The organism is Microbulbifer aestuariivivens (assembly GCF_039545115.1).
In the GTDB taxonomy this organism is placed as follows: Bacteria; Pseudomonadota; Gammaproteobacteria; order Pseudomonadales; family Cellvibrionaceae; genus Microbulbifer; species Microbulbifer aestuariivivens.
Genome location: NZ_BAABRT010000011.1, coordinates 57,559 through 69,291 on the forward strand (window position 1 = coordinate 57,559; position 11,733 = coordinate 69,291).

The window sequence follows — 11,733 nt, forward strand, 5'->3', positions numbered from 1 at the left end:
GGCCTCAATTAGTCTTCTACTTTACCGCCAGCAGCTTCAATGGCTGCTTTGGCACCCTTGGTGACGCCGAGACCCTTGACGGTAACCGCCTTGGTCAGTTCGCCAGAAAGGAACACTTTGGCGCGCTTTACGTGGTTGCCGATAATATCGGCATTCTTCAGCGCTGCCAAATCAATCACGTCCGCATCAACCTTGTTCAGCTCACCGAGGCGTACTTCTGCCGCGAAGCGGGCAGAGTATGCAGTGAAGCCGTACTTCGGCAGGCGCTTCTGCAGCGGCATCTGACCGCCTTCGAAACCTGGACGAACGCTGCCGCCGGAGCGGGACTTCTGGCCCTTGTGGCCGCGGCCGCCGGTCTTGCCGAGGCCGCTACCGATACCACGGCCTACACGCTTGGCAGCGTGCTTGTGGCCTGCGGCGGGAGAAAGATCGTTCAAACGCATGTTATTCCCCCTCCACCTTTACCAGGTAGTTCACTTTGTTGATCATGCCGCGCACAGACGGAGTGTCTTCCACTTCGACGGTGTGACGGATGCGGCGCAGACCCAGACCGGCAACGCACGCCTGATGGCTTTTCAGGCGTCCGGCGATGCTCTTGATCTGGGTGACTTTAATGGTCTTCTTAGCCATGGTCTTACCCACTAATAACCTTTGGTCCGAACCGCTATCAGTTCAGGATTTCTTCAACAGACTTGCCACGCTTGGCCGCTACGTCTTCCGGGCTGTTCATCTGAGACAGCGCGTCGAAAGTAGCGCGCACTACGTTCACCGGGTTGGTGGAACCGTAGCACTTGGCCAGTACGTTGTGCACGCCCGCCATTTCCAGTACGGAGCGCATGGCACCGCCGGCAATGACACCGGTACCCTGAGAGGCCGGCTGCATGTATACCTTGGAACCACCGTGCACACCCTTGGTGGCGTACTGGATAGTGTCGCCATTCAGTTCAACCTGAATCATGTTGCGACGCGCAGCTTCCATCGCCTTCTGGATAGCGACCGGTACTTCGCGGGCTTTGCCGCGACCGAAACCGACACGCCCATTACCGTCACCGACTACAGTCAGCGCGGTGAAAGCGAAGATGCGACCACCTTTTACAGTTTTGGCAACGCGATTGACCTGGACCAGCTTTTCCTGCAGGCCTTCGTCGTTGCTTTTGTCTTTCTCTCTAGCCATAACTCAACCCTTAGAATTTCAGACCGGCTTCGCGGGCAGCGTCAGCCAGAGCCTTTACACGGCCGTGGTATTTGAAACCGCTGCGGTCGAAGGCGACTTCTTCAACGCCGGCAGCCTTGGCGCGCTCGGCGATCAGGGAGCCAACCGCAGTCGCGGCATCGACGTTACCGGTTTTACCAGCGCGCAGGTCCTTATCCAGGGTAGAGGCTGAAGCCAATACCTTGTCGCCATCGGCGGACAGGATCTGTGCGTAAATGTGGCGCGGCGTGCGGTTCACGGTCAGGCGAACAGCGCCGAGCTCGCGGATCTTGGCGCGGGCACGACGTGCACGACGCAAGCGAGATTGCTTTTTAACGTTCATTTCAATGCCCTACCTACTTCTTCTTGGCCTCTTTGCGATACACGCGCTCTTCGGCGTAGCGGACTCCCTTACCTTTGTAGGGCTCCGGCGGACGGAATGCGCGGATCTCGGCGGCCACTTGGCCCAGCAGCTGCTTGTCGCTGCTCTTGAGTACGATTTCAGTCTGGGTCGGGGTTTCGGCGGTGACGCCCTCCGGCAGCTGATAATCGATGGGGTGGGAGAAGCCCAGGGTCAGGTTGACGGTTTTGCCAGACGCCTTCGCGCGGTAACCAACACCCAACAGCTGCAGTTTCTTCTCGAAACCCTGGCTCACGCCAACAACCATGTTGTTGACCAGAGCGCGGGTGGTGCCAGACAGTGCCTTGGCCTGCTTGGAACCATTGCGGGCTGCGAAAGTCAGCTTGCCTTCAGCTTCGGCCACTTCCACATCACCGTGGATAACCATGCTCAGGTTGCCATTGCCACCCTTGATGGCGATGTCCTGACCTTTCAGATCAACACTTACGCCGGCGGGGATAGTTACTGGATCATTTGCTACTCGAGACATACTAACCCCCGCTTAGAATACGGTGCAGAGCACTTCGCCACCGACACCAGCCTGGCGAGCGGCACGATCAGTCATCACACCTTTGGAGGTGGAGACGATAGCGACGCCCAGGCCACCGCGTACGGAAGGCAGAGCTTTCTTACCAGAGTAAGCGCGCAGGCCGGGACGGGAAACCCGATCCAGCTCGGCGATGACCGGTTTGCCCTGGAAGTACTTCAGGTCAATGGTCAGTTCGGGCTTGGCGCCCTCGCTTACGGCGAAATCGTTGACGTAACCTTCGTCTTTCAGGACTTTAGCTACAGCAACCTTCAGTTTTGAAGAAGGCAGAGAAACGCTCGCTTTACCACGCCCCAGGGCGTTGCGGATGCGAGTCAGCATATCTGCCAACGGATCTTGCATACTCATTTATAAAGACTCCTCAAGTCTGCCTTTACCAGCTGGACTTAACCAGGCCGGGAACATCACCACGCATGGCTGCTTCGCGCAGCTTGTTACGGCACAAGCCGAACTTGCGGTAAACAGCGTGGGGGCGACCAGTAATACGACAGCGGCGTTGCTGACGTACCGGGCTTGCATCGCGCGGCAGTTTCTGCAGCTTGAGTTGAGCCTCCCACTGCTCCTCTTCGGAAGCGGTGGGACTGGCGATGATCGCCTTCAGCTCCTGACGCTTTTCAGCGTACTTAGCTGCGGTTCGAGCGCGCTTGTTCTCGCGCGCAATCATGGATTTCTTCGCCATGGAATCCTCTTAACCCTTGAAAGGGAAGTTAAACGCTTTCAGCAGAGCACGACCTTGGTCGTCGTTCGCCGCTGTAGTGGTAATACAAATATCCAGACCACGGAGCTTGTCTACCTTGTCGTAGTCAATTTCCGGGAAGATGATTTGCTCGGTCACACCCATAGAGAAGTTTCCGCGACCGTCAAACTGCTTCGGGCTGATGCCACGGAAGTCGCGGATACGGGGGATCGCGATGTCAACCAGACGCTCCAGGAACTCATACATGCGCTCGCCGCGCAGAGTTACCTTACAGCCAATCGGCCAACCATCACGGATCTTAAAGCCCGCAATTGACTTGCGCGCTTTGGTCACGATGGGCTTCTGACCAGTAATCGCTGTCATGTCACTGACAGCGTGTTCCAGCACCTTCTTGTCACCAATCGCCTCACCAACACCCATGTTGATGGTGATCTTGGTGATGCGCGGCACTGCCATCACATTGTCGACACCCAGCTCTTCTTTCAGCTTGGGCGCGAGTTCTTTAACGTAGAGCTCTTTCAGCTTTGCCATGATAAATACCCAACCTGCTTATGCGTCGACGGCTTCGCCGTTGGATTTGAAGACGCGAATCTTAGTGCCGTCTTCCAGTACTTTGAAGCCCACACGGTCAGCTTTCTGGGTTGACGGATTGAAAATCGCCACGTTGGAGCCCTGAATAGCGGCCTCCTTCTCAACGATACCGCCGGCAATACCCATCTGGGGGTTCGGCTTCTGGTGTTTCTTGATCATCTGTACACCGGATACGATCAGTCGGCCGTCGTTCAGCACCTTGCGTACGGTGCCGCGCTTGCCCTTGTCGCGACCGGCGATAACGATGACTTCGTCGTCACGCTTGATCTTGCGCATTACTCTATCTCCGCTCCAGGCTTAGATAACTTCGGGGGCGAGCGAGATGATCTTCATGAACTTCTCACTGCGCAGCTCGCGAGTTACCGGGCCAAAAATACGGGTGCCGACCGGCGCATGTTGCTGGTTCAGCAGTACCGCTGCGTTTTCGTCAAACTTGATCAGGGAGCCGTCGGGGCGACGCACACCTTTCTTGGTGCGAACCACAACAGCGTTCATTACCTGACCTTTCTTTACTTTACCGCGGGGGATGGCTTCCTTAACGGTCACCTTGATAATGTCGCCCACGCCGGCATACCGACGATGGGAGCCGCCCAGCACCTTAATGCACATGACGCGGCGAGCCCCACTGTTGTCAGCTACTTCTAAGTAGGATTCGGCTTGAATCATCGTCTCTCTCCGAAACTCTTCAATGCGCTAGGGGTTAAACCTTCGCCGCACGCTCTACAATCTTTTGCAAAGACCAGGACTTGCTCTTGGACAGCGGACGAGATTCCTCGATAACTACAACATCACCGATGCTGCACTCATTGTTCTCGTCGTGGGCCTTGAGCTTGGTGGACTTGCTCACATATTTACCGTAGATCGGGTGCTTAACACGGCGCTCGATCAAAACGGTGATGGTCTTATCCATCTTGTCACTAACGACTTTACCAGTCGCAGTACGCTTCAGTTTTGCTTCAGCCATGATTAGTTACCTGCCTTCTCGGTCAACACAGTCTTAATGCGAGCAATGTCGCGACGAGTCTGCTTCAGCAGATGGGTCTGAGTCAGCTGACCGGTGGACTGTTGCATACGAAGCTTGAACTGAGCTTCCAGCTGATTCAGCAGCTCCTGGTTCAACTCCTCAACTGACTTTTCGCGTAGATCTGCAGTCTTCATTACATCACCGAACGCTTAACGAAAGTTGTCTTCACAGGCAGCTTGGCGGCGGCGAGCTCGAAAGCTTCGCGAGCCAGATCCTCGGAAACACCCTCCATCTCATAGAGGACCTTGCCGGGCTGAATCTGAGCTACCCAATATTCTACGTTACCCTTACCTTTACCCATCCGAACTTCGAGGGGCTTACTGGAAATGGGCTTGTCCGGAAACACACGAATCCAGATCTTACCGCCACGCTTAACGTGACGGGTCATTGCGCGACGAGCTGCTTCGATCTGGCGGGCAGTAATACGACCGCGACCGATGGCCTTGAGGCCGAACTCGCCAAAGCTCACTTTAGAGCCGCGCTGGGAAAGACCGCGGTTGCGACCCTTCTGTACCTTGCGGAATTTTGTACGCTTCGGTTGTAGCATCTGCGCACCCCTTACTTAGCAGCTTTCTTGCGGGTCTTCGCCGGCTTCTCATCGGGAATTTCGTCACCGATAACTTCGCCTTTGAAAATCCAAACTTTGATACCGATGATGCCGTAAGTGGTCATCGCTTCAACAGTGGCGTAGTCGATGTTGGCACGCAGGGTGTGCAGGGGCACACGGCCTTCGCGATACCACTCGGTACGTGCGATTTCCGCACCGCCGAGACGGCCACTGACCTGAATCTTGATACCTTCGGCACCCTGGCGCATGGCGTTCTGAACCGCACGCTTCATAGCGCGACGGAACATCACACGACGCTCCAGCTGCTGTGCTACGTTCTGGCCAACCAGCGCAGCGTCCAGATCGGGCTTGCGCACTTCCTCGATGTCGATGTGCACAGGCACACCCATCTGAGCGCTTACCTCGTTGCGCAGACGCTCAACGTCTTCGCCTTTTTTACCGATCACGATGCCCGGACGCGCAGTGTGAATGGTCACACGTGCAGTGTTGGCCGGACGCTCGATTTCGATACGGCTCACGGATGCGTGGGCCAGCTTCTTGCGAATGTATTCGCGAACTTTCAGATCCGTGTACAGCTTGTCTGCGTACTCGTCGCTGCCGGCATACCAAACAGAGGTATGCTTTTTAACGATACCCAGACGAATGCCGGTAGGATGTACTTTTTGTCCCATGGTTTTCTCGCCTGCTCTCTTATTTCTCGGCCACTTTCACAGTGATGTGACAAGTACGCTTAAGAATACGATCAGCACGACCCTTGGCACGCGGCTTAATGCGCTTCATGGTCATACCTTCATCCACAAAAATGGTGGACACCTTCAGCTCGTCAACGTCGGCACCGTCGTTGTGCTCGGCGTTGGCAATGGCCGACTCCAGAACCTTCTTGACGATCGCCGCGCCCTTTTTCTGACTGAACGCCAGGATGTCCAGGGCTTCCTCGACACCTTTGCCGCGAATCTGATCAGCTACCAGTCGCGCCTTTTGCGCCGACAGACGAGCGCCGCGTAATTTTGCTGCTACTTCCATCGTTTTAACCTCGGCTTAGCGCTTCTTCGCTTTCTTGTCCGCAGCGTGGCCGCGGTAAGTGCGGGTAGCGGCGAACTCGCCCAGCTTGTGACCAACCATTTCTTCGTTGACCAGGACGGGCACGTGTTGACGACCGTTGTGCACGGCAATCGTGAGTCCAACCATTTCCGGCATAATCATGGAACGGCGGGACCAGGTTTTAATCGGTCGACGATCATTGGCTGCGATCGCCGCCTCCACCTTCTTGATCAGATGCAGATCAATAAAGGGACCTTTCTTTAATGAGCGTGGCACTGTCGATTCCTCTCTAGCTGCTCAGACGAAGCGCGGCTTATTTGCCGCGACGACGTACAATCATTTTATCGGTGCGCTTGTTCTTGCGCGTCTTCTTACCCTTGGTAGGCACGCCCCACGGAGTAACCGGGTGACGACCACCAGAGGTACGGCCTTCACCACCACCATGCGGGTGATCTACCGGGTTCATCGCCACACCGCGAACGGTAGGACGAACACCGCGCCAGCGTTTGGCACCAGCTTTACCCAGCTTACGCAGGCTGTGCTCGGAGTTGCTCACTTCACCCAGGGTGGCGCGGCACTCAGACAAAACCTTGCGCATTTCACCAGAGCGCAGACGAATGGTCGCATACTGACCTTCGCGCGCTACCAGCTGTACAGAGGCACCGGCAGAACGAGCCAGCTGGGCGCCTTTGCCCGGCTTCAGCTCAATACCGTGAATCACGGCACCAACCGGAATGTTGCGCAGCGGCAGGGTGTTACCCACGCTGATCGGTGCAGCATCACCAGACTGTACGGTTGCACCGGCCTTCAGGCCTTTCGGTGCAATGATGTAGCGACGCTCGCCATCTGCATAGCAGACCAGGGCGATATGCGCGCTGCGGTTGGGGTCGTATTCAAGACGCTCAACTTTGGCAGGGATGCCATCTTTGTTGCGCTTGAAATCAACAATGCGGTAGTGCTGCTTGTGACCACCACCCACGTGACGGGTAGTGATGCGGCCCGCGTTGTTACGGCCACCGGATTTGCTCTTGCTCTCTACCAGAGGCGCGTAAGGCGCACCCTTGTGCAGGTCGGGGTTAACAACCTTGACCAGGTGGCGACGGCCGGCAGAGGTCGGTTTACTCTTTACAATCGGCATTGCAACTTTCCCCTTTACTCAGCAGCTTCAAAATTGATGTCGCTGCCTTCGGCCAGGCTCACGTAGGCTTTTTTCCAGTCGTTGCGCTGACCCATGCCGTAGCGGGTGCGCTTGGTTTTGCCTTTTACGTTTACGGTGCGAACCTGCTCAACGGAAACGTTGAACAGCTTTTCTACCGCAGCCTTGATCTCAGCTTTGGTGGCATCGGTGGTAACCTTGAAAACCACCTGATTGGCGCTATCCGCCAACACAGCAGCTTTTTCGGAAATTACCGGGCCCAGCAGTACTTTGTAGAGTCGCTCTTGGTTCATCCCAGCACCTCCTCAATTTTCTTGAGCGCAGACACGGTAACCACGACCTTGTCGAAACGAATCAGGCTCACCGGGTCGATGCCCTGCACATCGCGTACATCGATCTTGTGCAGGTTGCGCGAGGCCAGGTAGAGGTTCTCACTCACTTCTTCAGTAATGATCAGCGCATCGGCCAGATCAAACTGCGCCAGCTTGCTAACCAGCTGCTTGGTCTTGGGCGCTTCCACCTCAAAAGACTCAACCACAACCAGGCGCTCCTGGCGGGCCAGCTCTGACAGAATGCAGCGCAGTGCAGCGCGGTACATTTTCTTGTTCAGCTTGACACTGTGATCACGCGGCTGAGCAGCGAAGGTTACGCCACCAGAACGCCACAGCGGGCTGCGGATAGTACCGGCACGAGCACGACCCGTGCCCTTCTGGCGCCAGGGCTTCTTGCCGCCACCGGAAACGTCAGAACGGTTTTTCTGGGCCTTGGTGCCCTGACGGGAGCCGGCCATGTAGGCCACCACCGCCTGGTGTACCAGATCCTGATTAAACTCACGTCCGAAAGTCACTTCAGAGACAGCTACAGTGCCTTTAGCGCCTTCGGGAGTAGCGATATTCAGTTCCATATCTATTTCCCCTCAGACTTAGGCTTTAACTGCCGGACGGACGATCACATCGCCACCGGGCGCGCCGGGTACGGCACCTTTAACCAGCAGCAGGTTGCGCTCGGCATCCACACGAACCACTTCCAGGTTCTGCACGGTTACACGCTCAGCACCCATGTGCCCAGCCATTTTCTTGCCTTTCCACACGCGGCCAGGAGTCTGGCACTGACCGATAGAACCGGGGGCGCGGTGAGACAGGGAGTTACCGTGGGTGGCATCTTGCATGCTGAAGTTCCAGCGCTTAATGCCGCCCTGAAAACCTTTACCCTTGGAAGTGCCGGTTACGTCGATCTTCTGACCGGCTTCAAAGCCAGAGACAGTGATTTCAGAACCGATTTCGAAAGCTTCGTCAGAACCTTCAGCGCGAAGCTCAAAGAGACGAGTGCCGGCCTCTGTGTTGGCCTTGGCGAAGTGGCCCGCTTGGGGCTTGGAGACACGGGAAGCCTTACGGTTGCCAACAGCTACCTGAACCGCTGCATACCCGTCAGTTTCCACGGTTTTCACCTGAGTAACGCGATTCGGAGCTACCTCAATAACGGTAACCGGAATGGATGCGCCATCCTCAGTGAAAACGCGAGTCATGCCGCTCTTGCGGCCGACAATACCTATAGTCATTGCATTAACCTCTCAGTGCACGGGGCTTTAACCCACTGCGGCCGCCCAGTTTCAGAGCGTTACACTACCCAGACCTTTTTCGCCCGGGATTCGGTAGTTAATTAAAGTGTTAGCCGAGACTGATCTGAACCTCAACACCGGCCGCCAGATCGAGCTTCATCAGCGCGTCGACGGTTTTCTCGGTGGGCTCAACGATGTCCAGCAAACGCTTGTGAGTACGGATCTCGTACTGATCGCGCGCGTCCTTGTTGACGTGCGGGGAAACCAGCACTGTGTACTTCTCTTTGCGAGTCGGCAGCGGGATGGGACCGCGAACCTGCGCACCAGTGCGCTTGGCCGTCTCTACGATCTCCTGGGTGGACGTGTCGATCAGCTTGTGATCGAACGCCTTCAGGCGAATTCGGATTCGTTGACCCTGCATGGAATCAAACTCCAACTTAATAACCAAAGAACGTCCTTCTCCGCAGCCCCGAGGGCGGGCGAAAAGGAGCGCGAATTCTACGGGCGGAGGCGCGGACTGTCAAGCCGGTAGCGGACTCAATAAGAGGGTATCTGGCGCGGACGAAACTACACTAGCCGAATCACTTTCTACATTGCCAATCGCAACAGCACGACAAGGGAGGGCTACCCCGTGACCATCGCCGCCTCAGTCAGTCAATTTCTCGAAGAACACTCGGCATCCTACCGGGTGATACCTCATGCCCACAGCGCAACCAGCCGGGAGAGCGCCCATGCAGCGGGCATCCGCGAGGACCAGGTGGCCAAAGCCATCCTGCTGCGGGACGCGCAAGGGCTGGTGATGGCGGTCATCCCCGCCAGCAGCAGCCTCGACCTGAGGGCTGTGCACGATGAAACCGGGCGCAACCAGCTTGAGATGGTCGCGGAGAGTGAGCTTGCCAAGCCGTTTTCCGACTGTGAACTGGGTGCCCTACCCCCCATCGGGCCTGCCTACGGCATCACCACCCTCGTCGACAGCAGCCTCGGACGCTGTGACACGGTGTATTTCGAATCGGGAGACCACGAGGGCCTGGTGGCTATGGATGGGCGGGATTTTGACGCCCTACTCTCCAGCTGCCATCACGCCGATCTCAGTAAGGACTGGCCATAACACACCACCAACGAACGGCTCTATCAGCCGCATGCCAGAGATTGTCAGATCCAATCACCTGCCGACCAGATTATGGTTTTCAGTAGCGATAACTAAAACGCGCAAACAGAACCTCATCATCCTGGGTCGGCAGCACGTCTCGCATGGCGGCGGCAACGGTCAGCTCCAGCGACCAGACCCGCTCAGTTAAGGAGAGCCCCAGCCCGGCTGCCGCCAGGGTTTGCGACGGGTTCAGTGATTCAGCCTCGCCGTAGTCATAAAACGCGAAGGCATCTACCGCCACCCCCAACAGCTGCCAGGCATCGTAATGGGCTTCGACCTGGCCATACCAGCCACTATCGCCGCTGACAGCGCTGGGCAGGTAGGCGCGCACACTGGCTGGCCCGCCGAGGGTAAAGGAGAGTGACCCCGGCAGCGCTTCTGCATCACTGTATTGCCACTCTGCCGCGGCGAGACTGTAAAAGCCACTGGCTCCGAAACGGTAGTAGCCGCTCAATCCGCCATTAAACAGCACCTCGCTGGATGCCTGCTGCGCACTGCCCACATCGGATTTGTCATCGAGGTCCGAAAACGCGGCGGTCTGGCGGCCACTGACCTGCCAGCGGCTGCCAATCCATGTAAACGAGGCCCCCAGCTCTGCGCGGACAATGGCGTCGTCACTGAAGACCACGCCGGCAATTTCGGTGGTGGAGCGCGTGTAGCCCAGCGCACCGACCATATCCAGCCACATTCGCTCACCGGACCAGGCCAGCCAGGACGATTCCATGCCGATGCGATAGGAATCACCATTAACATCCGAGGTGGCGAAATCCCCTTCCTTGAGATCGGTGCGAGTTAGAGAGCCGCTCACCCCTGCGCGCCAGCGGGATTGGCCCAGAGGGCGGTTGTAACCGAGACTCAGTGACTGGGCGCCCTCGCTGGCGGACAGGTAGGCGATAGCGCGGTCGCCGTCGTCGAGCAAATGCTGATGCCGGTACATAAAGCCCAGCTCCTCGCGGCCGGAGCTTTCATAGCCATAGTTGTCCGTAAAACCCTGAAAGTAACCCCGCTCGGGCTCCTGTATCTTGATGACAATATCTGTAAGACCAAATGACTCGCCGCGGCGAAGCTCCGCCTGCACACGCGCGTCGTGGACCCGGTTGAAAGCGAGGATATCCGCTTGCAGCAGCGGCATATCGACGGTTTCCCGCCCTTCGTGGCCGCTGAGCCAGCTTTCAAAGAAGGCATCCGAAGTGTATTGATTGCCCTCAAAACGAATTTTCCCCAGCCTGCCCTCAATCAGGCGGATGATGACCACACCATCGCGAATCTCCTGCTGCGGCAGTACCGCCACTGCGGTATACACACCTTCTTGGCGATAAGTGCGGTTCACTTTCTCCACGATTTCCATCAGTTGCGCATGCGCCACTTCGCGCCCCAGGTAGGGAGTCACAATATTCCTGAGCTGCTGCTCGGAAAGCAGCTCCGATTTACTGAAGCGAACGCTGCGCAACAGGAACGCGGGGCCAGGCTTAGTCTCCTCAACCTCAACCGCCTCCACCTCGCCCGTCGAGGCCTCCAGCTCCTGCGAAGCCCGCGCTCTCAGGCGCTCCTCCCGACGCAGGGCCTCCGCAGCCTGGGCCCCGGCATCGGCGCCGGGAATGATGTCCACCCCCGATGGCAGTGACGGGGGGGGCCCTGTCTGCGCCCAGGCACTCAGGGGGAGCGCGCCAAGCGCCAGCAGCAATAACGATGTCCGCGTCCTAACAGCAAAGGTTGCCACAGATATTCACCTCGTTAGCAGGCCCCTGTGCGCCCGCCTTTTCTTTATTTGGTTCTTAATGCACTTCTTTATTCGCGAGAGGCATCACC

At 57.2% G+C, this 11,733-nt stretch carries 23 protein-coding genes; 1 reads left to right on the forward strand and 22 read right to left on the reverse strand.

Features of this window, described 5'->3' with window-relative positions:
* Positions 1 to 8: 8 nt before the first annotated feature.
* From rplO to rpsJ, 21 genes are all read right to left on the reverse strand, one after another.
* Entirely contained in the window at positions 9 to 443 is a 435-nt protein-coding gene (gene rplO / locus ABEA58_RS08260; protein WP_345550524.1) for a 50S ribosomal protein L15, read from the reverse strand.
* A gap of 1 nt (position 444) precedes the next feature.
* Positions 445 to 630 (reverse strand): 50S ribosomal protein L30, encoded by a 186-nt coding sequence (gene rpmD / locus ABEA58_RS08265; RefSeq protein ID WP_345550526.1) that lies wholly within the window; start codon positions 628 to 630, stop codon positions 445 to 447.
* A gap of 37 nt (positions 631 to 667) precedes the next feature.
* On the reverse strand, positions 668 to 1,174 hold the full coding sequence (rpsE, locus tag ABEA58_RS08270; RefSeq protein WP_067086997.1) for a 30S ribosomal protein S5: 507 nt from the start codon (positions 1,172 to 1,174) through the stop codon (positions 668 to 670).
* A 10-nt stretch (positions 1,175 to 1,184) separates the two neighbouring features.
* Positions 1,185 to 1,535 carry a 50S ribosomal protein L18 gene (rplR, locus tag ABEA58_RS08275; RefSeq protein ID WP_237068661.1) on the reverse strand — a complete coding sequence of 117 codons (351 nt, stop codon included), beginning with the start codon at positions 1,533 to 1,535 and terminating at the stop codon, positions 1,185 to 1,187.
* A 13-nt stretch (positions 1,536 to 1,548) separates the two neighbouring features.
* Positions 1,549 to 2,082, reverse strand: coding sequence for a 50S ribosomal protein L6 (gene rplF / locus ABEA58_RS08280; protein ID WP_345550531.1), 534 nt, complete (start codon positions 2,080 to 2,082; stop codon positions 1,549 to 1,551).
* A 12-nt stretch (positions 2,083 to 2,094) separates the two neighbouring features.
* Positions 2,095 to 2,487: a 30S ribosomal protein S8 gene (gene rpsH, locus ABEA58_RS08285; protein WP_345550533.1), complete on the reverse strand. Its 393-nt coding sequence runs from the start codon at positions 2,485 to 2,487 to the stop codon at positions 2,095 to 2,097.
* A 25-nt stretch (positions 2,488 to 2,512) separates the two neighbouring features.
* Positions 2,513 to 2,818: a 30S ribosomal protein S14 gene (rpsN, locus tag ABEA58_RS08290; protein ID WP_345550535.1), complete on the reverse strand. Its 306-nt coding sequence runs from the start codon at positions 2,816 to 2,818 to the stop codon at positions 2,513 to 2,515.
* A 9-nt stretch (positions 2,819 to 2,827) separates the two neighbouring features.
* On the reverse strand, positions 2,828 to 3,367 hold the full coding sequence (gene rplE / locus ABEA58_RS08295; protein WP_067087017.1) for a 50S ribosomal protein L5: 540 nt from the start codon (positions 3,365 to 3,367) through the stop codon (positions 2,828 to 2,830).
* Positions 3,368 to 3,385: 18 nt separating this feature from the next.
* The gene (gene rplX, locus ABEA58_RS08300; protein ID WP_345550538.1) at positions 3,386 to 3,703 is read right to left on the reverse strand and encodes a 50S ribosomal protein L24; all 318 of its coding nucleotides are present in this window, start codon (positions 3,701 to 3,703) and stop codon (positions 3,386 to 3,388) included.
* 21 nt (positions 3,704 to 3,724) lie between these two features.
* Entirely contained in the window at positions 3,725 to 4,093 is a 369-nt protein-coding gene (rplN, locus tag ABEA58_RS08305) for a 50S ribosomal protein L14 (RefSeq protein WP_067087024.1), read from the reverse strand.
* 34 nt (positions 4,094 to 4,127) lie between these two features.
* On the reverse strand, positions 4,128 to 4,391 hold the full coding sequence (gene rpsQ / locus ABEA58_RS08310) for a 30S ribosomal protein S17 (RefSeq protein WP_345550541.1): 264 nt from the start codon (positions 4,389 to 4,391) through the stop codon (positions 4,128 to 4,130).
* Positions 4,392 to 4,393: 2 nt separating this feature from the next.
* On the reverse strand, positions 4,394 to 4,585 hold the full coding sequence (gene rpmC, locus ABEA58_RS08315; protein WP_067087030.1) for a 50S ribosomal protein L29: 192 nt from the start codon (positions 4,583 to 4,585) through the stop codon (positions 4,394 to 4,396).
* Positions 4,585 to 4,998, reverse strand: a complete 414-nt coding sequence (gene rplP, locus ABEA58_RS08320; RefSeq protein WP_067087034.1) for a 50S ribosomal protein L16 — start codon at positions 4,996 to 4,998, stop codon at positions 4,585 to 4,587. Before rplP ends, rpmC begins: the two co-directional genes overlap by 1 nt.
* Positions 4,999 to 5,009: 11 nt before the next feature.
* Positions 5,010 to 5,690 carry a 30S ribosomal protein S3 gene (rpsC, locus tag ABEA58_RS08325; protein ID WP_345550546.1) on the reverse strand — a complete coding sequence of 227 codons (681 nt, stop codon included), beginning with the start codon at positions 5,688 to 5,690 and terminating at the stop codon, positions 5,010 to 5,012.
* Between the two features lie 19 nt (positions 5,691 to 5,709).
* Positions 5,710 to 6,042: a 50S ribosomal protein L22 gene (rplV, locus tag ABEA58_RS08330; RefSeq protein WP_067087040.1), complete on the reverse strand. Its 333-nt coding sequence runs from the start codon at positions 6,040 to 6,042 to the stop codon at positions 5,710 to 5,712.
* 15 nt (positions 6,043 to 6,057) lie between these two features.
* The gene (rpsS, locus tag ABEA58_RS08335) at positions 6,058 to 6,336 is read right to left on the reverse strand and encodes a 30S ribosomal protein S19 (protein ID WP_069946924.1); all 279 of its coding nucleotides are present in this window, start codon (positions 6,334 to 6,336) and stop codon (positions 6,058 to 6,060) included.
* A gap of 37 nt (positions 6,337 to 6,373) precedes the next feature.
* Positions 6,374 to 7,198, reverse strand: coding sequence for a 50S ribosomal protein L2 (gene rplB / locus ABEA58_RS08340; protein ID WP_345550551.1), 825 nt, complete (start codon positions 7,196 to 7,198; stop codon positions 6,374 to 6,376).
* A 14-nt stretch (positions 7,199 to 7,212) separates the two neighbouring features.
* Positions 7,213 to 7,509, reverse strand: a complete 297-nt coding sequence (rplW, locus tag ABEA58_RS08345; protein WP_345550553.1) for a 50S ribosomal protein L23 — start codon at positions 7,507 to 7,509, stop codon at positions 7,213 to 7,215.
* Positions 7,506 to 8,120, reverse strand: a complete 615-nt coding sequence (gene rplD / locus ABEA58_RS08350) for a 50S ribosomal protein L4 (RefSeq protein ID WP_345550555.1) — start codon at positions 8,118 to 8,120, stop codon at positions 7,506 to 7,508. The genes rplW and rplD overlap by 4 nt, the downstream gene beginning before the upstream one ends.
* A gap of 18 nt (positions 8,121 to 8,138) precedes the next feature.
* A complete protein-coding gene (gene rplC, locus ABEA58_RS08355; protein ID WP_345550557.1) occupies positions 8,139 to 8,774 on the reverse strand; it encodes a 50S ribosomal protein L3 in 636 nt (211 codons plus the stop codon).
* A 109-nt stretch (positions 8,775 to 8,883) separates the two neighbouring features.
* Positions 8,884 to 9,195, reverse strand: a complete 312-nt coding sequence (gene rpsJ / locus ABEA58_RS08360) for a 30S ribosomal protein S10 (protein ID WP_067087062.1) — start codon at positions 9,193 to 9,195, stop codon at positions 8,884 to 8,886.
* A gap of 210 nt (positions 9,196 to 9,405) precedes the next feature.
* Between rpsJ and ABEA58_RS08365 the strand changes: the two genes are divergently transcribed.
* Positions 9,406 to 9,882, forward strand: coding sequence for an aminoacyl-tRNA deacylase (locus ABEA58_RS08365; RefSeq protein WP_345550558.1), 477 nt, complete (start codon positions 9,406 to 9,408; stop codon positions 9,880 to 9,882).
* A gap of 79 nt (positions 9,883 to 9,961) precedes the next feature.
* On the opposite strand, the gene ABEA58_RS08370 is transcribed toward ABEA58_RS08365, so the two are convergent.
* Entirely contained in the window at positions 9,962 to 11,533 is a 1,572-nt protein-coding gene (locus ABEA58_RS08370) for a ShlB/FhaC/HecB family hemolysin secretion/activation protein (protein WP_345550559.1), read from the reverse strand.
* Between the last annotated feature and the right edge of the window lie 200 nt (positions 11,534 to 11,733).

Excerpts from the sequence above, each read along its gene's own strand:
- rpsH (WP_345550533.1), bottom strand. The coding sequence starts at position 2,487 with ATGAGTATGCAAGATCCGTTGGCAGATATGCTGACTCGCATCCGCAAC.
- rplD (WP_345550555.1), bottom strand. The coding sequence starts at position 8,120 with ATGGAACTGAATATCGCTACTCCCGAAGGCGCTAAAGGCACTGTAGCT.
- rpmC (WP_067087030.1), bottom strand. The coding sequence starts at position 4,585 with ATGAAGACTGCAGATCTACGCGAAAAGTCAGTTGAGGAGTTGAACCAG.
- rplF (WP_345550531.1), bottom strand. The coding sequence starts at position 2,082 with ATGTCTCGAGTAGCAAATGATCCAGTAACTATCCCCGCCGGCGTAAGT.
- rpsQ (WP_345550541.1), bottom strand. The coding sequence starts at position 4,391 with ATGGCTGAAGCAAAACTGAAGCGTACTGCGACTGGTAAAGTCGTTAGT.
- rplE (WP_067087017.1), bottom strand. The coding sequence starts at position 3,367 with ATGGCAAAGCTGAAAGAGCTCTACGTTAAAGAACTCGCGCCCAAGCTG.
- rpsJ (WP_067087062.1), bottom strand. The coding sequence starts at position 9,195 with ATGCAGGGTCAACGAATCCGAATTCGCCTGAAGGCGTTCGATCACAAG.
- rpsN (WP_345550535.1), bottom strand. The coding sequence starts at position 2,818 with ATGGCGAAGAAATCCATGATTGCGCGCGAGAACAAGCGCGCTCGAACC.
- rplX (WP_345550538.1), bottom strand. The coding sequence starts at position 3,703 with ATGCGCAAGATCAAGCGTGACGACGAAGTCATCGTTATCGCCGGTCGC.
- rplN (WP_067087024.1), bottom strand. The coding sequence starts at position 4,093 with ATGATTCAAGCCGAATCCTACTTAGAAGTAGCTGACAACAGTGGGGCT.
- rpsE (WP_067086997.1), bottom strand. The coding sequence starts at position 1,174 with ATGGCTAGAGAGAAAGACAAAAGCAACGACGAAGGCCTGCAGGAAAAG.
- rplB (WP_345550551.1), bottom strand. The coding sequence starts at position 7,198 with ATGCCGATTGTAAAGAGTAAACCGACCTCTGCCGGCCGTCGCCACCTG.
- rpsC (WP_345550546.1), bottom strand. The coding sequence starts at position 5,690 with ATGGGACAAAAAGTACATCCTACCGGCATTCGTCTGGGTATCGTTAAA.
- rpmD (WP_345550526.1), bottom strand. The coding sequence starts at position 630 with ATGGCTAAGAAGACCATTAAAGTCACCCAGATCAAGAGCATCGCCGGA.
- rplO (WP_345550524.1), bottom strand. The coding sequence starts at position 443 with ATGCGTTTGAACGATCTTTCTCCCGCCGCAGGCCACAAGCACGCTGCC.
- rplC (WP_345550557.1), bottom strand. The coding sequence starts at position 8,774 with ATGACTATAGGTATTGTCGGCCGCAAGAGCGGCATGACTCGCGTTTTC.
- rplR (WP_237068661.1), bottom strand. The coding sequence starts at position 1,535 with ATGAACGTTAAAAAGCAATCTCGCTTGCGTCGTGCACGTCGTGCCCGC.
- rplV (WP_067087040.1), bottom strand. The coding sequence starts at position 6,042 with ATGGAAGTAGCAGCAAAATTACGCGGCGCTCGTCTGTCGGCGCAAAAG.
- rplW (WP_345550553.1), bottom strand. The coding sequence starts at position 7,509 with ATGAACCAAGAGCGACTCTACAAAGTACTGCTGGGCCCGGTAATTTCC.
- rplP (WP_067087034.1), bottom strand. The coding sequence starts at position 4,998 with ATGCTACAACCGAAGCGTACAAAATTCCGCAAGGTACAGAAGGGTCGC.